17 protein-coding genes are annotated in these 18357 nt (G+C 66.0%); 4 read left to right on the forward strand and 13 right to left on the reverse strand.

The features are described from left to right. The first annotated feature begins 22 nt into the window (after positions 1-22). Positions 23-1825: a gamma-glutamyltransferase family protein gene (locus ACSQ24_RS18045; protein WP_436096006.1), complete on the forward strand. Its 1803-nt coding sequence runs from the start codon at positions 23-25 to the stop codon at positions 1823-1825. 135 nt (positions 1826-1960) lie between these two features. Then, complete coding sequence (locus tag ACSQ24_RS18050) at positions 1961-2686, forward strand: DUF1028 domain-containing protein (RefSeq protein WP_436096007.1); 726 nt, start codon at positions 1961-1963, stop codon at positions 2684-2686. A 177-nt stretch (positions 2687-2863) separates the two neighbouring features. Here the strand turns inward: ACSQ24_RS18050 and ACSQ24_RS18055 are convergent, their stop codons facing one another. From ACSQ24_RS18055 to ACSQ24_RS18070, 4 genes are all read right to left on the reverse strand, one after another. Further along, complete coding sequence (locus ACSQ24_RS18055; protein WP_436096008.1) at positions 2864-3820, reverse strand: dihydrodipicolinate synthase family protein; 957 nt, start codon at positions 3818-3820, stop codon at positions 2864-2866. 71 nt (positions 3821-3891) lie between these two features. After that, the gene (locus ACSQ24_RS18060) at positions 3892-4881 is read right to left on the reverse strand and encodes a TRAP transporter substrate-binding protein (protein WP_436096009.1); all 990 of its coding nucleotides are present in this window, start codon (positions 4879-4881) and stop codon (positions 3892-3894) included. A 33-nt stretch (positions 4882-4914) separates the two neighbouring features. Further along, entirely contained in the window at positions 4915-6183 is a 1269-nt protein-coding gene (locus tag ACSQ24_RS18065) for a TRAP transporter large permease (protein WP_436096010.1), read from the reverse strand. After that, entirely contained in the window at positions 6183-6809 is a 627-nt protein-coding gene (locus tag ACSQ24_RS18070; RefSeq protein WP_436096011.1) for a TRAP transporter small permease, read from the reverse strand. Before ACSQ24_RS18070 ends, ACSQ24_RS18065 begins: the two co-directional genes overlap by 1 nt. Before the next feature lie 86 nt (positions 6810-6895). On the opposite strand from ACSQ24_RS18070, the gene ACSQ24_RS18075 reads away from it, so the two are divergent. Next, complete coding sequence (locus ACSQ24_RS18075; RefSeq protein WP_436096012.1) at positions 6896-7561, forward strand: GntR family transcriptional regulator; 666 nt, start codon at positions 6896-6898, stop codon at positions 7559-7561. Positions 7562-7750: 189 nt separating this feature from the next. On the opposite strand, the gene ACSQ24_RS18080 is transcribed toward ACSQ24_RS18075, so the two are convergent. From ACSQ24_RS18080 to ACSQ24_RS18100, 5 genes are all read right to left on the reverse strand, one after another. Further along, a complete protein-coding gene (locus tag ACSQ24_RS18080; RefSeq protein ID WP_436096013.1) occupies positions 7751-8845 on the reverse strand; it encodes an alanine racemase in 1095 nt (364 codons plus the stop codon). After that, positions 8842-9300 carry a RidA family protein gene (locus ACSQ24_RS18085; RefSeq protein WP_126113183.1) on the reverse strand — a complete coding sequence of 153 codons (459 nt, stop codon included), beginning with the start codon at positions 9298-9300 and terminating at the stop codon, positions 8842-8844. Before ACSQ24_RS18085 ends, ACSQ24_RS18080 begins: the two co-directional genes overlap by 4 nt. Further along, on the reverse strand, positions 9297-9821 hold the full coding sequence (locus tag ACSQ24_RS18090; RefSeq protein ID WP_436096014.1) for a GNAT family N-acetyltransferase: 525 nt from the start codon (positions 9819-9821) through the stop codon (positions 9297-9299). The genes ACSQ24_RS18085 and ACSQ24_RS18090 overlap by 4 nt, the downstream gene beginning before the upstream one ends. A gap of 130 nt (positions 9822-9951) precedes the next feature. Next, positions 9952-11118 (reverse strand): amidohydrolase/deacetylase family metallohydrolase, encoded by a 1167-nt coding sequence (locus tag ACSQ24_RS18095; RefSeq protein ID WP_436096015.1) that lies wholly within the window; start codon positions 11116-11118, stop codon positions 9952-9954. A gap of 237 nt (positions 11119-11355) precedes the next feature. Continuing rightward, positions 11356-12288, reverse strand: a complete 933-nt coding sequence (locus ACSQ24_RS18100; RefSeq protein ID WP_436096016.1) for an N-carbamoyl-D-amino-acid hydrolase — start codon at positions 12286-12288, stop codon at positions 11356-11358. A 179-nt stretch (positions 12289-12467) separates the two neighbouring features. Here ACSQ24_RS18100 and ACSQ24_RS18105 point away from each other — a divergent pair, with 179 nt between their 5' ends. Continuing rightward, on the forward strand, positions 12468-12767 hold the full coding sequence (locus ACSQ24_RS18105; RefSeq protein ID WP_436096017.1) for a DUF718 domain-containing protein: 300 nt from the start codon (positions 12468-12470) through the stop codon (positions 12765-12767). A gap of 246 nt (positions 12768-13013) precedes the next feature. Here ACSQ24_RS18105 and ACSQ24_RS18110 read toward each other — a convergent pair whose 3' ends face one another. The 4 genes from ACSQ24_RS18110 to ACSQ24_RS18125 all read right to left on the reverse strand — a co-directional run bounded on the left by ACSQ24_RS18110 (position 13014) and on the right by ACSQ24_RS18125 (position 18194). After that, a complete protein-coding gene (locus tag ACSQ24_RS18110; RefSeq protein WP_436096018.1) occupies positions 13014-13856 on the reverse strand; it encodes an ABC transporter permease in 843 nt (280 codons plus the stop codon). Between the two features lie 41 nt (positions 13857-13897). Then, positions 13898-14839 (reverse strand): ABC transporter permease, encoded by a 942-nt coding sequence (locus ACSQ24_RS18115; protein ID WP_436096019.1) that lies wholly within the window; start codon positions 14837-14839, stop codon positions 13898-13900. 120 nt (positions 14840-14959) lie between these two features. After that, positions 14960-16558 carry an ABC transporter substrate-binding protein gene (locus tag ACSQ24_RS18120; RefSeq protein WP_436096020.1) on the reverse strand — a complete coding sequence of 533 codons (1599 nt, stop codon included), beginning with the start codon at positions 16556-16558 and terminating at the stop codon, positions 14960-14962. A gap of 223 nt (positions 16559-16781) precedes the next feature. After that, positions 16782-18194 carry an amidase gene (locus ACSQ24_RS18125; RefSeq protein ID WP_436096021.1) on the reverse strand — a complete coding sequence of 471 codons (1413 nt, stop codon included), beginning with the start codon at positions 18192-18194 and terminating at the stop codon, positions 16782-16784. Between the last annotated feature and the right edge of the window lie 163 nt (positions 18195-18357).

Consider the following 18357-nt stretch of genomic DNA (forward strand, 5'->3'; position numbering starts at 1 on the left):
TGCCTATCTAGGGAACCGCCTCATGTTCACCACCCGCCCCGAGATCCTCGGCACTTTCGGCGTCGTCACCTCGACGCATTGGCTCGCGACCGCGTCCGGCATGGCGATGCTGGAAAAGGGCGGCAACGCCTTCGACGCCTGTGCCGCCGCCGCCTTCGTGCTGCAGGTGGTCGAGCCCCATCTGGTCGGCCCGGCCGGTGACATGCCGGCGGTGTTCTATTCGGCCGAGACGAAGAAGGTCGAAGTGCTTTGCGCCCAGGGGCCGGCGCCGGCCGCGGCGACGATCAAAGCCTACAAGGACCTCGGCATCGACATCATCCCCGGCGACGGCCTGCTCTCGACCGTGATCCCCGGCGCCTTCGGCGGCTGGATGACGCTGCTGCGCGATCATGGCCGCCTGCCCTTGCGCGAGGTGCTGGAGCCGGCGATCGGCTATTTCGAGAACGGCCACCCGATGCTGCCGCGCGTCTCCGACACGATCGCGGGACTGACCGATCTCTTCACCAACGAATGGCCGACCTCGGGCGCGGTCTACCTCCCCGGCGGCAATGTTCCCAAGGGCCGCGAGCTCTTCCGCAACCCGGCCGCGGCAGCGACCTACAAGCGCATCCTCGCCGAAGCCGAAGCCGCCGGCGGCGACCGGCAAAAGCAGATCCAGGCTGCCTATGACTGCTGGTACAAGGGCTTCGTCGCCGAGGCGATGGACGCCTTCTGCCGCACGGAAGAACCGATGGATTCGACCGGGCGGCGCCATAAGGGCCTGCTCACCGCCGCCGACATGGCCGGCTGGACGCCGCATTATGAGGCGCCGGCCAGCGTGACCCATCACGACTGGGAGGTGTTCAAGATCGGCCCCTGGGGCCAGGGCCCGGTCTTCCTGCAGACGCTGAAGATCCTCGAAGGCATCGACCTTGCCAGCATGGGCCCGGCGAGCCCGGAATTCATCCATCACGTCGCTGAAGCGATGAAGCTCGCCTTCGCCGACCGCGAAGCCTATTACGGCGACCCGGATTTCGTGAAGGTGCCGCTGGCGACGCTGCTGTCGGAAGACTACGCCCGCGGCCGGCGCGCGCTGATCGGCGCCGAAGCCTCACAGGAAATCAGGCCGGGTGCAGTGCCCGGCTTCGAAGCCCAGGTCGCACAGGCGCTCGCCAATATCAGGATCGCCGGCCAACACGGCGCCGCGACCAGCGCGACCGTCGGCGAGCCGACACTGGCTTCGATGGTCGCCTCCTCGCAGCGTGGCGACACCGTCCATATCGACGTGATCGACCGCTGGGGCAACATGGTTGCGGCGACCCCGTCGGGCGGCTGGCTGCAATCCTCGCCAGTGATCCCTGAGCTCGGCTTCCCGCTGAATTCTCGCGCCCAGGCCTTCTTCCTCGAAGAGGGCCTGCCCTCCTCGCTCGCGCCCGGCAAGCGCCCGCGCACGACGCTGACCCCGACCATCGCCTTCGAGAACGGGCAGCCGCGCCTCGCCTTCGGCACGCCGGGCGGCGACCAGCAGGAGCAATGGCAGCTCGGCATGTTCCTGCGCCGGGTGCATCACGGGCTCAATCTGCAGGAGGCGATCGACCTGCCGCTGTTCCACACCCAGCATTTCCCCTCGACCTTCTATCCGCGCGAGGCGCGGCCCGGCCATCTCGCGGTCGAGGAAAGCGTCGGCGAGGCGGTTCTGGCCGATCTCGTGCGGCGCGGCCATAAGCTGGAGACGGCGCCGGCCTGGACGGTCGGACGGCTGACCGCCGCGGAGAAGAGCGCCAACGGCCTCTTGCGCGCCGCGGCGACGCCACGTCTGATGCAGGCGTACGCCGCCGGCCGCTAGAGCAGGATGCGAAAAAGTGGGAACCGGTTTTTCGCATCGATCCTGCTCTAACTCTTGGATAAGAGACGGATTCAGATTTCGGATGGAATCGCCTTGCGATTCCATCCGAAATCATCCGGCTCTGAGGAATCGCTCATGACCTGGTCCATTGTCGCGCGCGATGCCGCGACCGGCGCCTATGGCGTCGCCGTCTCGACCTGTGCCTTCGCCGTCGGCGCGCGCGTGCCCTATGGCAGCGGCCGGGTCGGTGCGATCGCGACCCAGGCCTTCGTCAATCCGCTCTACGGCGTCGATGGCCTGAAGCTGCTGACGGAAGGGCGCTCCTCGGTCGAGATCATCGCCAACCTGACCGCGGCCGATGAAGGCCGGGCGCACCGGCAATTGCACCTGATCGACCGCGACGGCCGCACCGCCTCCTATACCGGCAATGCCTGCATCGACTGGTGCGGGGCCGTCGACGGGCCGCAGGTCTCGGTCGCCGGCAACATGCTGGCCGGGCCTGAGGTGATCCAGGAGACGCTGAAGGCCTATGTCGAGAATTCAGGGCTCGACTTCGACGAGCGCCTGCTGGTGGCACTCGAAGCCGGCGAGAAGGCTGGCGGCGACAAGCGCGGCCGGCAATCCTGCGCGATCCGGATCTGGGCGGGCGATCCGGTGCCGAGCTTCGACATCAGGATCGACGACCACGCCGAGCCGCTCGTGGAGCTGCGCCGGATCTGGCGCGTGGCGCATCAGCGCTCCGTGCCGTTCCAGCAGGCCTCGCCCTCACGGGCGCGGCCTGCTGGCGTCACCGACCGGGCCGAGCTCGACCGGTTGTGCAGCGAGTATGCCGCGGCCTGGAATGCGCGGCATCCGGAGTAGTCGGGGCGGCCGCGATCTATCCCCTCTCCCCTTGCGGGAGAGGGCTAGGGTGAGGGGTCGCGCGACGCTGATCGTTGGCGCGGCGTGACCTTCTCCTGAACCTTCCAGACCTGCGCGACCCCTCATCCGGCCCTTCGGGCCACCTTCTCCCGCAAGGGGAGAAGGGAAGCGCGAGCCTCACGCCGCCTTAGTGGCCCGGCCTTCGGCGCTCCACTTGGCGTACCAGTTCTTGAAGCGGCGCCATTCGCTCTCGACGTAGTTGCGCTGGGCGTCGGAGAGCCTGTCGGCGTCGTTGAAATGGCGCCCATAGGCCTTGTGGCCCTCCAGCACCATCAGGTGCTTGTAGTACAGCACGAGGTCGACGCCCTCGTCGAAGGAGGAAAGCACGTAGAGCGCCCGCTCCAGCTCGAGCGCATCGCGCTCGGCCTGCGGATCGCCGGCGGCGGCCTTCTGCGAGAGTGCGACGAGGTGCAGCACCTCCTTCGGCAAGGCGTTGCCGATGCCGGTGATCGCCCCCTTGGCACCGCAGCGGATGAAGCCGTGCGTGACCTGCGTATCGACGCCGACCATCAGGGTCAGCTTGGGATCGCGATTGGTGATGTGCTCGGCCGCATAGGTCAGCGCCGCGCCGCCACCAAACTCCTTGAAGCCGACGAGATGCGGGTAGCGCTCATTGAGCGCGAAGAACAGGTCGGCCTTGGTCTCGTAGCCGTAATAGGGACTGTTGTAGATCACCGAGGGCAGATCGACAGCAGCTGCCAGGATGCCCTCGAAATGGGCGCGCTGGGCCTGCAGCGAGGAGCCGCGCGAAAGCACGCGCGGGATCACCATCAGGCCCTGGGCCCCGGCCTTCTTGGCATGGGCGGCGAGCGCGGCCGCACGCTTCGGATTCTGTGCGCCGGTGCCGACGATCAGCGGGATACCGCCCTTCACCAGGGCCTCGACGCCTTCCATGCGCTGCTCGTCGGTGAGCAGCGGCCAGTCGCCCATCGAGCCGCAATAGACGACCGCCGACATGCCGGCGTCGATCAGATGGCGGCCGGTGCGCACCAGCTCGGCGTAATCGACATCGCCCGAGGCGGTGCAGGGGCTCATCAGCGCGGGAATGGTACCGCTGAAGATGTTCTTGGTCATGGCAGGGGTCCGCTCGCGGGAGGAATGCGGCTGCGGGCCGATCGCCCGCAGCCGGGATGGTAGCCTAAAGATCAGGCCGAGATCGACTTGCCGGCCTTGCGCAGATCGGCGAGCACCGGCGCCTTCGGCAGCCAGATTTTGTCGAACTCGGCGACGACGGCTTCGGCGTCCTTCGGATTGGCGAGCTTGAAGTTGGCGCCGGCCGCCTTGAACTGCTCGACGAGCTTGGGCTCGTTGACCGCGAGCGCGTCGATCTGCTCGTCGAGCGCGGCGCGCACCGTCTTCTGGATCAGCTCGCGGTCGGCTGCCGGCATGCCCTGCCAGACCCGGCCCGAGGCGAGCGCGATCACCGGCATGAAGATCGCGTTCATCTGCAGGATCGTCTTCGAGACCTTGTCGAAGCGCTGGTTCCAGGAGAATTCGAGGTCCGCCTCGAGCCCGTCGACCTGGCCGTTGGTCATAGCGTCGAAGACCTGCGGCGTCGGGATCGGGGTCGGAGCTGCGCCGAGCAGCTGGTAGAAGTCGCGATAGACCGGCGTCGGGTTGATGCGCAGCTTCATGCCCTTGATGCCGGCGACGCCGTCGATCTCCTTGGCGGAGAACACGGCACGCATGCCAGTGATCCCCCAGGCGAGGCCGACGCAGCCGGTCTCGCGCGGCAGCACGTCGAACAGCTTCATCGCGACGGGGTCGCGCACCAGCTTGGCGATCTTGGCGGTGGAGTCGACGATATAGGGCGCGGTGATGGCGCCGATCGCCGGAACGCGCGAGCCAAGCTCGGCGGCCATGATCCAGCCCATGTCGAGCGCACCGGACTGCATCTGCTGCAGCATCGCCGCCTCGTTGCCGAGCTGGCCGGAGTGGAAGACCGTGAGGTTCAGCCGGCCATTGGTCTCGGCCTTCAGGCGCTCGCCGACCTTGACGGCCGCGACGTTCCAGGGATGGCCGTTCGGGGTCAGGATGCCCAAGCGCAACTCCTTGCTCTGGGCGAGCAGCAGCGCCGGCTTGGCGATCGGCAGGACGGCAGCGGCGGCGATGAGACGGCGGCGTGTGATGGTCATGACGGAACTCCCCTTATTGGTTGGCAGACGGGTTCACTTCACCAGGGCCAGCGAGAGCCATGGATAGATCGACAGCAGGACCAGGAGGATGCAGGAGACGATGAAGAAGGGCAGCGTCACCAGGAACATCTTGCCCGGCTTGGCTCCCGTCACCGCGGCGGCGACGAAGAAGCAGAGCCCTACCGGCGGCGAGAGCAAACCGAGCACGAGGTTGATCACCACGACGACGCCGAAATGGCGGGGGTCGATGGCATAGACCTCGGTCGCGATCGGCAGCAGGATCGGCACCGTCATGATCAAGCCCGGGATGCCGTCGATCACCGTGCCGATGATCAGCAGGATGACGTTGACCAGCAGCATGAAGGTCACCGGATCCTTGGCGATCGCCTGGATCGAGGCGGCAACGCTCTGCGGGACCTTGCCGTAGACCAAGACCCAGGAGAACACGGCGGCGGCGGCGACGAGAAAGAGCACGATCGCCGAATAGACGCCGGCGCGCAGCATCATCTGCGGCATCTGCCCGAATTTGAGCTCCTTGGTCCAGTAGCGGCCGATCAGCGCCGCCGCGACCGAGCCGACGGCTGCGGCCTCCGTCGCATTGGCGAAGCCGCCGAGGATCGAGCCGACGATGACGATCGGGATCAGCAGCGTCGGAGCCGACTTGAGCACGATCCTTGCCCGCTCGCGCAGGGTGAGCTTGTCGCCGGCCGGGTAGTTGTAGACGAAGCCCATGGCGGCGATGATCAGGAAGAACAGGATCGTCAGGAGCACGCCCGGCACGATGCCGGAGAGCAGCATGTCGCTGACAGAGACCTGGGCCAGCACGGCGTAGACGACGAACATCACCGAGGGCGGGATGATCGGGCCGAGCATGCCGCCATAGGCGGTGAGGCCGGCGGCGAAGTCCTTGTCGTAGCCCTTGCGCTCCATCTCCGGGACCATGACCTGCGCCATGATCGCGACCTGGGCCGTGGCCGAGCCGAGGATCGAGGCGACGAACATGTTGGCGAGGATGTTGACATAAGCCAGCCCGCCCTTGAGCGAGCCGACGAAGGCCATGGCGAGATCGACGATGCGGCGGGTGATGCCGCCGCCGTTCATGATCTCGCCGATCAGGATGAAGAGCGGGATGGCGATCAGTCCGTAGCTGTCGACACCGCCGAACATCTGCAGCGGATAGTTCGGCAGGAGCTGCATGTTGCCGGTCGCCGCCATGTAGACCAGCGCGCCCAGGCACAGGCACAGCGCGATCGGCACGCCGGCCAGCATGATGCCGAAGAAGGCTCCAATCGTGAGCGCCATCAGTTCACCACCCCGTCGGCATTGGCAGCGAAGCCCGGCAGTTCCTGCCTGGCGACGAGACCGAGATCCTCGAACAGGTTGGCGAGCGCATGCAATGTCATCGACACCGCGAAAATCGGCATGATCAGGTAGATCACCCAGGTCGGCCAGTTCAGCGTCTGGGTGCGCTCGGTGTAGATGAAGTTGAAGGACTGGCCGGCATATTCCCTGGCGTCGAAGCCCGCCTGCGCGATGCCGACCGGGTCGAGCCAGAGCCAGCACATCACTCCAAGGGCGATGCCGAACAGGATGACGCCGAGGGTGGCGATCACGCGAAAGATCGCGGCGCCGCGCTCCGAGAAGCGTTCGGTCAGCATGGTCACCGCAAAGTCGAGCCGCATGCGCGTCATCGCGGAAGCGCCGATGAAGGTCAGCCAGACCACGCTGTAAACCGCGGATTCGTCGATCCAGTAGATCGGGTAGCCGCTATAGCGCGTGACCACATTGAGCAGGATCAGCGCCGAGAGCAGGAACATCAGCCCCTGGATCGCGCGGTGCTCGACCCGGAGCAGGCGTCCGGAGAGGGCGACGATCGCCTCCGGCACAGCCATGGAGCGGCTACGGGCCGCGACAGCTTCATTGCTCATTCTTGCCTTCCCCTTGGCGTGTTGTAGATTGTATAAAATCTACGTGTCAATGGTTTTCCTCAACGCGATCAGCTAGGGTGCGGCCGATGTCTCTTCCCTTGAAGCACCGCACCCTGTCCTCAGCGATCGTCGATCGCCTGCGGCAGGAGATCCTCGCCGGCAGCTATCCGGCCGGCTCGCAATTGCGGCAGGACGCGCTGGCGCAAACCTTTGAGGTCAGCCGCATCCCGGTGCGCGAGGCGCTGTTCCAGCTCGAGGCGGAAGGCTTCGTCAGGATCGTGCCGCACAAGGGCGCGATCGTCTCAGGGCTCTCGCTCGACGAAATCAACGACGTGTTCGAGCTGCGCAAGCTCTTGGAACCAAGGCTGCTCGCAAGTTCCGTGCCGGCGCTGACGGCGCAGGATTTCGCAGCCGTCGCTGGGATGGAGGCCGCCTTCGAGGAGGCAATGACAGCCGGCGACATCAGCCGCTGGGGCGTGCTCAACGCCGATTTCCACCTGGCGCTCTATGCCCGCGCGACGCAGCCGCGCACGCTTTCGATCGTCTCGGGGCTGCTGCAGACCAGCGACCGCTATACCCGCCTGCAATTGCAGCGGAGCTCGTCGATCGAGCGGGCGCAGGTCGAGCACAACGAATTGATCCGGCTCTGCCGAACCGGAGCGATGAAGGAAGCCTGCCGCCTGCTCGTCGACCATATCGAGCTGGTCCGGCAGGATCTGGTCGAATTCCTGGAGGATCGTGGGAAGGGGTGAGCCGGCGCGACATCCGCGGGAAACCCCTCTCCCGAATGGGAGAGGGGCAGGGGTGAGGGACCGCCGCTGATTGTCGGGCGCAACGGCGCCGCTGTGGCCCTAGTCGGTGAGGGCAGGCCCTCATCCCTGCCCTTCTCCCACACGGGAGAAGGGTTCCCCCCGCCCTTCAGAACCGTTCCGCCTAACGATTCAGGTCAGCTTACCCCTCGCCGCCACCGGCAATTCGCCCACCAGCTTGTCGCCGCGCACGGTCACCAGCCGGTCGACCATGTTGACGACGACGCAGACATGGTTCGGCACCACCCGCACAACCTCGCCGACATTGGGCCGCTCATTGCTGCCGGAGAGATCGAGGAAACCGTGCTCCTCGGCGAACTGGGCGATCCGGGCCAAGGGATACTCGAGGATGTAGCCGTGGCCGTCGAGATTGCCCTTGTCGCTGGTCAGCGTCTTCGAGCCGGAATCGAGGATGCCGCGCTCCGCTCCGGCCCGGCTGACAACGGTGGCATAGACCGTCAGCGCACAGTCCTCCAGCGTCGCAACCCCGGCCGCGATCTGCATCCGGTCGTTGAAGATCGAGGTGCCGGAGCGATGCTCGGTCGACCCCTTGAGCTTGCCGATGTTCGGGATGTTCGGCGAGCCGCCGGTCGAGATGATGCCGGCTTCGAGCCCAGCCTCGCGCAGCCCGGCATTGGCGATGTCGAGGAAGTCCTGCGTCGCCGGCCAACCGGTCTCCGGCGGGTACATCAGGAAGCCGGCGAAGGTCAGGCCCTTGGACGCGGCGATCTGTTTGGCAAGCTCGACCGCCTCGCCCGGGGTCTCGACGCCGGCGCGCTTGCGGCCGGTATCGCACTCTACCACAACCTCGAGATTGCGCCCGGCGATCTCGGCGGCCTTGGGCAACCCTGAGATCGTCACGGGATTGTCGGCCGCGACGATCATGCGCACGCGGCGCTGGAGCGCGCCGAGGCGTCCGAGCTTCTCCTCGCCGAGGATGTTGTAGCTGATCAGGATGTCGTCGATGCCGCCATCGGCCATGACCTCGGCCTCGCCGAGTTTCTGGCAGGTGATGCCGCGCGCACCGGCAGCGACCTGGAGCCGCGCCAGCTCCGGCGATTTATGCGTCTTGATGTGCGGGCGGTTGGCGACGCCGGCAGCATCGCAGACGGCCTGGAGCCGGGCGATATTGGCCTCGACCTTGTCGAGGTCGATGACGACGGCCGGCGTACCGTAGACGCGGGCGATCTCGTCCTTGAGGTTTTCCTGAGCGAGCGCGGTCGTCACGGCAGCACCCGCACGATGACTTCGATCTCGACCGTCATGTTGTTGGGCAGCGAGCCCATGCCGACGGCGGAGCGGGCGTGGCGGCCATTGTCGCCGAGCACGGCGACGAACAGGTCCGAGCAGCCATTGATGACCTTGGGATGCTGGGCGAAGTCGGGCGCGGCATTGACCATGCCGAGCAGCTTGACGACCTCGATCTTGTCCAGCGAGCCGGCCGCCTTCTTCATCGCCGCAAGCAGACCGAGACCGGTCTGCTTGGCGTGCTCATAGGCCTCCTCGATCGAGACGCCGGCGCCGACCTTTCCGGTCGGATAGGTGCCGTCGGCGCGCTTAGGGCCCTGGCCGGAGAGATAGATGAACTCGCCGACGCGCTTGAAGCTGACATAGGTCGCGACCGGCGTCGGGACGTCGGGCAGGGTCAGGCCCAGCTCCTTGAGCTTGTCTTCGGCACTCATGCTGTTCTCCAATCGTGGTCGAGATCGCGGACCATGTAGCGGGCCGCATCGTCATAGCTCACAAGCTTGCGAGCAAGGGCTTCGTCATGCGCCTCATGAAACCCGTGGCGCCGCCAGAAGCCGGCTGAGTTGCCGACCGCAACCAGGGCCATTCGGACGAAGCTTGAGGCGCCGGCATGCGCCGCCAGCCTGTCGACGCAGGCAGAGGCAGCGCCACCGCCGCGCGCGCTGGGCAGCAGAGCGAGATCGTGGATGTAATAGGCGTCCGCCGGCTCGGGCAAGGCACCGAGCAGGCTGTCGAGCGCCGGCACCTGTCCGAGCAGCCAGGGGTGGCTCAGCGCATAGCCGCCGAGCCCCTCCCCGCCAGCCAGCACGAGGCAGCCGGCTGGATGAAGGGCTAGTCGCTCGGCATAGACCGCCTCGCCCTCCGGGTAATTCGGATGCACCTCAGCCGCGACCGCCATGACGGCCGGCAGATCGGCGGGCGCCATGGCGCGCCAGGATGGTGGGTGTGTGCTCATTAGAACGACTATGCGTCATGCTCGGGCTCGCCCCGAGCATCTCAGGCGGAAAGAGGCTCCAATTTGGCGCTCTCTCATCGTGAGATTCTCGGGCCTGCGCTTCGCTTCGCCCGAGAATGACGCCTGCGTCTTACGCCGCCTCGACCTTCCGGAACTTGTTGCTGCGCTTGGGGTGCCACCAGGCGCCCTTCAGCACGACGCCCTCGGAGACGATCTTCCTGTCGCCGGTCAGGTGTTCGCCGACGACATCGACATAGTCGAACTTGCCTTCCTTGACGGTGAGCACGGTCGCATCGCCGAGCGAACCGACCTTGAGCGAGCCATATTCCATCCGCTTCAGCGCCATCGCCGCGTTCACGGTCGAAGCGGCGATGACGTTGTTCAGGCTCATGCCCATGCAGAGGAACTTCGACATGGTCGTGACCTGGTCATAGGCCGGGCCGTCGATGCAGAGCTTGTGCACGTCGGAGGAGATCACATCCGGCTCGAAGCCGTTGGCGAGCATGGCGCGCGTCGTCTTGAACGAGAACGAGCCCTTGCCGTGGCCGATGTCGAAGATGACGCCACGCTTGCGGGCGGCGAGCACTTCGGGCTTCACCGTGCCCTGCGCCGTCGCCGGCGCGTTCGGGAAGGGCCGGAAGGCGTGGGTCAGCACGTCGCCGGGGCGCAGCATGCCGATCACCTCCTCATAGGACGGCGGTGGATGGTCGATATGGCACATCAGCGGCATGCCGACCTCGTTGGCGACCTGCAGCGCGATGTTGAGCGGCACCGTGCCAGAGGTGCCCGATGCATGCAGGCCGACGCGGACCTTGATGCCGACGATCAGGTCGCGGTTCTTGTCGGCGACCTCGGCGCAATCGATCGGGTTCATCAGCCGAAGATCGCCGCTCTCGCCGACCATGACGCGATGGTCGAAGCCGTAGATGCCGGCATGCGAGACATGGAGATAGGCGAGGATGCGCGCCTGGCTCTTCTCGATCACATGCTTGCGGAAGCCCGGCCAGTTGCCGGGGCCGGCCGAGCCGGTGTCGACCGAGGTCGTGACGCCGGAGGCGCGGCAGAACTCGTCGGCGTCGATGCCGAGCGAGGTGCCGCCCCAGTAGACATGGGTGTGCAGGTCGATCAGCCCCGGCGTGACGATGTAGCCGGAGACGTCGCGGATCTCCTTCGCCCCCTTCAGGTCCTTGCCGAAGCCCGAAACCTTCCCGTCGGTGAAGGCGACGTCGATGATGCCGTCATGCTTCTGCGACGGGTCGATTACCCGCCCGCCCTTGAGGATGAGATCGTGAGTCATGACAGCTCCTTGGGAAACCGGGCGGGCGGCAGCGTCGCGTTCAGGCGAAGCTGGCCGTAGCGCCCTTCTGGATAATAGCGAAGGCTTTGGCGAAGTGGTTATGCAGCTCAGGAATATAGAGCTGCGAGATGGTCGGGTCCGGAGTCGGCGGTCCTGAATCGGAACGTGTTTCGCGCTGCCGTTGCGCGGAGCCGACGGGCCGCGCCCCGGGGAATGCGGCGCATGCGCCGGCAGCGCTCACGCGATCACCGCGCCCTTGCGCTCGACGATCATGCCGTAATGCTGCGGCTCACGGTGCTTGGCGAAGTTGAAGGTCGAATTCCGATAGCTGTTGCCGAGGTCAAGATCGCAGCGCGCGACGACGAGTTCGTCAGCTTCCGTCACCGCCTGCGCCACCACCTCGCCGGTCGGGGCGATGATGCAGGAGCCGCCGATCTGATCGACGCCGGCTTCCAGCCCGGCCTTGGCGACGCCGACGACCCAGGTCGCATTCTGGTAGGCCCCGGCCTGCATCACGAGCTGGTTGTGAAAATTGCCGAGCCGGTCGTGGGCCGGAGCCGGCGGATTGTGCTTGGGCGTGTTGTAGCCGAGCAGGACCATCTCGACCCCCTGCAGGCCCATGACGCGATAGCTCTCCGGCCAGCGCCGGTCGTTGCAGATCATCATGCCGAGCCGCCCGCCCATGGTCTCCCAGACTGGCCAGCCGAGATTGCCGGTCTCGAAATAGCGCTTCTCGAGGTTCTGGAAGACAGCGTCCGGCCGGTGTTCGGGATGGCCGGGCAGATGGATCTTGCGGTACTTGCCGACGATCTTGCCTGCCTTGTCGACGAGGATCGCGGTGTTGAAGCGGCGCTTGCGGCCGTCCTCATGCGCGAGCTCGGTATAGCCGAGATGGAAGCCGATCCCGAGCCGCTCGGCTTCGGCGAAGAGCGGCGCCGTCTCGTTCGAGGGCATGGCGCTCTCGAAATAGGAGTCTATCTCCGCCTCGTCCTCCATCCACCAATGCGGGAAGAAGGCGGTCAGCGCCGCCTCCGGATAGACGACGAGATCGCAACCATTCGACTTCGCCTGGCGCATCAACTCGATCATCCGCGCAACCGCCTGGCTGCGGCTCTCCTCACGCTGGATCGGCCCGAGCTGGGCAGCGCCGACGGTCAGAATGCGAGGCATGGGAAGGCTCCTGCTGTGCTTGGTCGCTATCGAGGGCCGCTGCCAGAGGCGTAGGCAGGTATCCTTGTGCGCAATTGCGGAGAAGAGGTCGCCACAATACCGTCGGACGTTCCCTCTGGGCTCGGTCCGGAACCGCCGGCCGCGGCTGCCGAGGCAGCGCCGAGCTTCGGACCAAAGCCATGACCACGTTCAACGTCGTCCGCTTCCGCATCAAGCCCGGACGTGAGGAGGAGTTTCTCGACGCCCATCGCCAGGGCAAGGCCCGTTGGCCCGGCCTCGAGAAGGGCCACATCATCAAGACCGGTGACAATTCCTATTGCCTGATCGGCGAATGGGCCGACCTCGCCACGCTGAAGGGCGCCCGCGACCAGATGATCGCGACGCTCAACAGCTTCCGGGACACTCTCGAGGACCTCGGCGACGGCCGCGGCGTCACCGACGCTGTGTCCGGAGACGTCGTCGTCGACCTTCGCGCCTGAAGCGCGGCCGTCAGCATAGTCTCTTTGCTCAAGGCTGATCGCCCGGGCTTCTCCCTTCCCCCTTGTGGGGAAGGGTTGGGGATGGGGGTGGTGCAGCTTGGTGACCGGCAGGAGAAAAGGGCTGGCAGCAACTGCATCGCGATGAGTGTGTGCCGATCGCTCCGGCTTTGCGACCCCCACCCCTTCCCCTCCCCACAAGGGGGAGGGGTTCTCCCGTCCGTGGCATGGCATGACGCCGAACCGCCCTCAGATGCCCTTGGCCAGCCGCGGATCGAGCGAGTCGCGCAGGCCGTCGCCAAGCAGGTTCACCGCGAGCACGGTGATCGACAGGAACAGGGCCGGGAAGAAGACGATGTGCGGCCTGACCTGCCAGAGCGCCCTGCCCTCGGCCATGATGTTGCCCCAGGACGGGGTTGCAGGCGGCACGCCGGCGCCGATGAAGGACAGGATCGCCTCGATGATCATGGCGCTGGCGCAGATATAGGTCGCCTGCACCGTCATCGGCGCGATCGTATTGGGCAGGATGTGCTTCCAGATGATGCGCGGCACGCCGGCACCGTTCGAGATCGCCGCCTCGACATAGGGCTGCTCGCGCAGGGACAGGACAACGCTGCGAACGAGGCGTGCGACACGCGGAATCTCGGCGATGGTGATGGCGAGGATGACATTGCCGACCGAGCCACGCGTCAACGCCATCAGCGCGATGGCAAGCAGGATCGGCGGGATCGACATCATGCCATCGATGACACGCATGACGATGCCGTCGGCCCAGCGCACGAAGCCGGAGAACAGACCGATCGCCAGACCCACCACCGAGGACAGGATCGCGACCGAGAAGCCGACGATCAGCGAGACGCGCGCGCCATAGACGACGCGCGAATAGATGTCGCGGCCGAGCATGTCGGTGCCGAACCAGTACAATTCGGACGGCACACGCGTGCGCCTGGAGGTGGCGATCGCAGTCGGATCGACCGTAAAGAGCAACGGCGCGAACACCGCGATGAAGATCATCAGCAGCAGGAGGAAGCCGCCGATGGCGACCGACGGGTGCTTGCGCAGATAGGAGCGCTTGCGCGGCGTGGCGTCCACGCCGATTTCATCTGCCAGGGGCAGTGGGGCAGCTGGAGCGGTCAATAGCGTATCCTCGGATCGACGAGGGTGTAGATCAGGTCGACGGCCAGGTTCACCAGCACGTAGACGAACGAGAAGATCAGCACGACGCCCTGGATGACCGGATAGTCGCGCCGCAGGATCGCATCGAGGGTCAGCCGGCCGAGGCCCGGAATGGCGAAGACGCTCTCGGTGACGACCGCGCCGCCGATCAGGAGCGCAACACCGATGCCGATGATGGTGATGACCGGCACCGCGGCATTCTTGAGCGCATGCAGGAAGAGGACGTTGTTTTGCGCGAGCCCCTTGGAACGGGCGGTGCGGATATAGTCCTGCTGCAGGACCTCGAGCATGGTCGCGCGGGTGATGCGCGCGATCAGCGCGATATAGACCGTGCCTAGCGTGATCGAGGGCAGGATCAGGTTCTTCAACCAGGGCCAGAGGCCCTGCGCGATCGGCGTGTAGCCCTGCACCGGCACCCAGTCGAGCTTGAGCGCGAAAATATAGGCGAGCAGGTAGCCGATCACGAAGACCGGCACCGAGAAGCCGAAGACCGCGAAGCCGACGACTGCACGATCAACCCAGGTGCCGGCCTTCCAGGCAGCGACGACGCCCATTGGGACCGCGACCGAAACTGCGAAGATCAGCGTCAGCACCATCAGCGACAATGTCGGCTCGATGCGTTGGGCGATCAGCTGCGTTACCGGCAGCGAGGTGAAGATCGAGGTGCCGAGATCGCCCTGCAGCACCCGGAAGAACCATTCGCCGAAGCGGACGAGATAAGGCCGGTCGAGCCCCAGGCTCTGGCGGATGCGCTCGACATCGGCGGGCGACGCCTGGTCGCCGGCGATCACGGCCGCCGGATCGCCCGGCGCGATATAGAGGAGCGAGAAGACGAACAACGCCACGAAAGCCATGACGGGGATCGTCGTGATGATGCGTCTGATGATGAATGCGAGCATCGAAATCCTGAGTTGCCGCTGCTGGCGCCGGACCCATCAGGAGCGTGATCCCGATAGGCCCGGCGGGCGTGATCTGGGCCATGCCCCGGCGAAAGCCGGGACGCAAGGCTTGCTCTGGTCTCAGCCCTTCGCGACGTTCCAGAAGAAGGGCAGCGGGCCGCTGGTCACGCCGGTGACGTTTTTCCGCCAGGCCTGATAGCCGAGATAGAAGCCGGTCGGCGCATAGACGACATTCTCGACGGCGGCCTTGTTGAGGCGGTCCATCGCCGCCTTCTCCTCGGCCGTATCCTTGGCGTTGAACCAGTTGGTGACCTCGGCCTCCACCGCGGGCACGTCCGGCCAGCCGAACCAGGCCTTGTCGCCATTGGCACGGATCGCGGTGTAGGACGACGGATTGATGCAGTCCGCGCCGGCATGCCAGGTATGGAACATGCTCCAGCCGCCCTGGCTCGGGGGTGTCTTCTGGGCGCGGCGCGCGCCGACCGTGCCCCAGTCGGTGGCGACGAAATCGACCTTCAGACCAATGCTTTTCAGCAGTTCGGCGGTGACGTCGCCCATCGACTTGGTCGCCGACATGTCCTGCGCTACCACGCAGATCACCGGCTCGCCATTGTAGCCGGACTCGGCGATGAGCTTCTTGGCGGCCGCGACATTCTTCATCTTGAGCATGTCGCCACCGGCTTCGGTGTAGAGCGGCGTGCCGGGCGTGAAGAAGCCGGGCAGCGGCTTCCAGAGCTTGTCGTCGTCGCCGACGATCGAGCGCATGTAGTCTTCCTGGTTCATCGCCGTCAGCACCGCCTGGCGCACCTTCAGATTGTTGAAGGGCGGGTGCAGGTGGTTCATGCGGAAGGCGCCGATATTGCCGAGCGGATCGCCGATATCGACGTTGATGTCCTTGTGAGCCTTGAGGACGGGCACGAGATCGGAAAGCGGAGTTTCCCACCAGTCGACCTCGCCGCTCTGCAGCGCAGCCGCTGCGGTTGCGGCATCGGGGATGATCACCCACTCGATCCGATCGATCAGCATCTTCTTGCCGCCGGCGAGCCAGTCGGCCTTCTCGGAACGCGGCACGTAGTCGGCGAACTTCTCAAAGACGGCCTTGGCGCCCGGCACCCATTCATTGCGGGCGAACTTCATCGGCCCGGAGCCGACATATTCGGTGATCTGCGTGAACGGATCGGTCTTGGCGATGCGCTCCGGCATGATGAAGGAGCACGGCGCGTTGTTCTTGGCGAGCGCCAGCAGCATCTTCGGGAAGGGCTGCTTCAGCTGCCATTTCCAGCTGCGGTCATCGACGGCGCTGAGCTCGTTCTCGATCGCCCTGATCATCAGGCCCATCGGATCGCGGGCCTGCCAGCGCTTCAGGCTCTGCACCACGTCCTTGGCCAGCACCGGCGTGCCGTCATGGAATTTGAGGCCGGAGCGCAGCTTGAAGGTCCAGGTCAGCCCGTCGGAGGAAACCTCCTCGCCCTCGACCATCTGGCGCTGCGGCTGAAACTTCGAATCGATGCCGTAGAGCGTGTCCCAGACCAGAGCGGCGGCATTGCGGACGACGTATTGCGTTCCCCAGATCGGGTCGAAATTGGCGAGATTGGCCTGCGGCACGAAGCGCAGTGTCTTGGCGGCAGCGCCTTGCGAGAGCGCCGGCATGGCAAGACCGCCGGTTGCTGCCAGAACGCCGGTCCCGGCGGCGGTCTTCAGAAAATTCCTGCGGTCCATCTTGTACTCTCCCCTGAAGCGGCGGCGGCCTCTGATCGGGCGACCTTGCCTAGAGTGTGGGCAGAAAAATCCGCACCTGACAACACGCTTGACGGGCCACTACGACAAGAAGTGACCCTGCAGGGTTCGTGCCAGACGGAACTGGTTTGTGGCTCGCGACATCGTTTGCAAGCAAATGACACGCGAAGCCGCCGGGCCGGCGCAGAAAATTGCGCTCATCCGCCTAAATCGATTTGATCGGCGCGTCGACGCGAGCGAAGGGTCGCGCAGCCTCGAAGGCCGCAGCCGCCTGCATCACCAGCAGATCATTGCCGAACGCCCCGACGATTTGCAGGCTCGCCGGCAACCCGGCCGAGGTCAGCCCGCACGGCACGGCAGCAGCCGGCTGCTGGGTGATGTTGAAAGGATAAGTGAGGGGCGTCCAGCGCGTCCAATCCTCGCCATAAGCGCCGTGCTCGGGCGTATTGCGGCCGACCGCGAAGGCCGGCAGCGGCAGTGTCGGCGTCAGCAGGAGATCGAAGCGCTCGTGGAACTGCGCCATCTGGTAGGCGAGCGCGTTGCGCTGGTTGAGCAGGGCGTCGACATAGGCCGCGCCGTCGATTCGCTCACCGATTTCGGCAACCGCAACGAGGCCGGGATCCATTTGCGCACGCGCCGCAGCGTCGGCGCTGCGCAGCGCCAGCGCCGCCCCCGCTGCCCAAAGCGTCATCAGCGGCGCGATCGGATCGTCGAAGCCGGGATCGACCTCCTCGACGGTGGCGCCGAGCTCGCGGAAGCTCAGCGCCGCCGCATGCGTCAGGGCCGCGATCTCGGGATCGACCGGAACGTCGCCGCCGAGGCGCGGCGACCAGGCGACGCGCAATCCTCGCACGCCCCTGTCGAGCCCGGCCGTAAAGTCCGGCGGCATGTTCTTGAAGGCCGTCATGTCGCGGGCGTCAGGACGGCCGATCGCGTTCATCGCCAGGGCAGCATCGCGCACGGTTCGGGTGAGCGGGCCGAGATGGGCGAGGAACCCCATGACCGAGGCGGGCCAGGCCGGCACGCGGCCATAGGTCGGCTTCAGGCCGAAGACGCCGCAAAAGGCGGCGGGAATGCGCACGGAGCCGGCGCCATCGGTGCCGAGATGGATGCAGCCGAGATTGAGCGCCGCGGCGACAGCCGCCCCCGAAGAGGAACCGCCAGGGCCGGTCGAGACATCCCAGGGATTGCGGGTGATGCCTGAGAACGGCGAATCGCCGACGCCCTTCCAGCCATATTCCGGCATGGTCGTCTTGCCGAGGAAGACGCAGCCCGCCTCACGCAGCCGTGCGGTTGCCGGCGCATCTTGCTGATACGGCGCGTCGGAGGCGACGGCCGAGCCCCGCCGCATCGGCCAACCGGCGACGCCGAGATTGTCCTTGATCGTCACCGGCACGCCGTCGAGCGGGCCGAGCGCCTCGCCCTTCAGCCAGCGCGCCTCGGAAGCCTGCGCCATGGCGAGCGTCACGGGCTCGTCACGCACGACGAAGGCATTCACCTCCGGCTCGAAACGGTCGATGCGGGCGAGCGCATCCCTCGCGACCTCGACAGGGGAGAGTTCGCGCGCGGCGTAGAGTTCACCGAGTTCGGCGGCGGAGAGGGAGGCGATGGAGGTCATGGCAATACCCGTTCGAAAGATCAGTTCGGAACCACGCCGTCATCCCGGGCAAGCGGCTTTAGCCGCGCAGACCCGGGATCCATCGTAAGGCTCCGCGCTCTACGATGGATCCCGGAGCTCCGCTTCGCTACGTCCGGGATGACGGGCGAATTCATGAGCACTC

Source organism: Allobosea sp. LjRoot237 (genome assembly GCF_964253285.1).
Classification (GTDB): Bacteria; Pseudomonadota; Alphaproteobacteria; order Rhizobiales; family Beijerinckiaceae; genus Allobosea.

Excerpts from the sequence above, each read along its gene's own strand:
- ACSQ24_RS18045 (WP_436096006.1), top strand. The coding sequence starts at position 23 with ATGTTCACCACCCGCCCCGAGATCCTCGGCACTTTCGGCGTCGTCACC.
- ACSQ24_RS18050 (WP_436096007.1), top strand. The coding sequence starts at position 1,961 with ATGACCTGGTCCATTGTCGCGCGCGATGCCGCGACCGGCGCCTATGGC.
- ACSQ24_RS18055 (WP_436096008.1), bottom strand. The coding sequence starts at position 3,820 with ATGACCAAGAACATCTTCAGCGGTACCATTCCCGCGCTGATGAGCCCC.
- ACSQ24_RS18060 (WP_436096009.1), bottom strand. The coding sequence starts at position 4,881 with ATGACCATCACACGCCGCCGTCTCATCGCCGCCGCTGCCGTCCTGCCG.
- ACSQ24_RS18065 (WP_436096010.1), bottom strand. The coding sequence starts at position 6,183 with ATGGCGCTCACGATTGGAGCCTTCTTCGGCATCATGCTGGCCGGCGTG.
- ACSQ24_RS18070 (WP_436096011.1), bottom strand. The coding sequence starts at position 6,809 with ATGAGCAATGAAGCTGTCGCGGCCCGTAGCCGCTCCATGGCTGTGCCG.
- ACSQ24_RS18075 (WP_436096012.1), top strand. The coding sequence starts at position 6,896 with ATGTCTCTTCCCTTGAAGCACCGCACCCTGTCCTCAGCGATCGTCGAT.
- ACSQ24_RS18085 (WP_126113183.1), bottom strand. The coding sequence starts at position 9,300 with ATGAGTGCCGAAGACAAGCTCAAGGAGCTGGGCCTGACCCTGCCCGAC.
- ACSQ24_RS18090 (WP_436096014.1), bottom strand. The coding sequence starts at position 9,821 with ATGAGCACACACCCACCATCCTGGCGCGCCATGGCGCCCGCCGATCTG.
- ACSQ24_RS18095 (WP_436096015.1), bottom strand. The coding sequence starts at position 11,118 with ATGACTCACGATCTCATCCTCAAGGGCGGGCGGGTAATCGACCCGTCG.
- ACSQ24_RS18100 (WP_436096016.1), bottom strand. The coding sequence starts at position 12,288 with ATGCCTCGCATTCTGACCGTCGGCGCTGCCCAGCTCGGGCCGATCCAG.
- ACSQ24_RS18105 (WP_436096017.1), top strand. The coding sequence starts at position 12,468 with ATGACCACGTTCAACGTCGTCCGCTTCCGCATCAAGCCCGGACGTGAG.
- ACSQ24_RS18115 (WP_436096019.1), bottom strand. The coding sequence starts at position 14,839 with ATGCTCGCATTCATCATCAGACGCATCATCACGACGATCCCCGTCATG.
- ACSQ24_RS18120 (WP_436096020.1), bottom strand. The coding sequence starts at position 16,558 with ATGGACCGCAGGAATTTTCTGAAGACCGCCGCCGGGACCGGCGTTCTG.
- ACSQ24_RS18125 (WP_436096021.1), bottom strand. The coding sequence starts at position 18,194 with ATGACCTCCATCGCCTCCCTCTCCGCCGCCGAACTCGGTGAACTCTAC.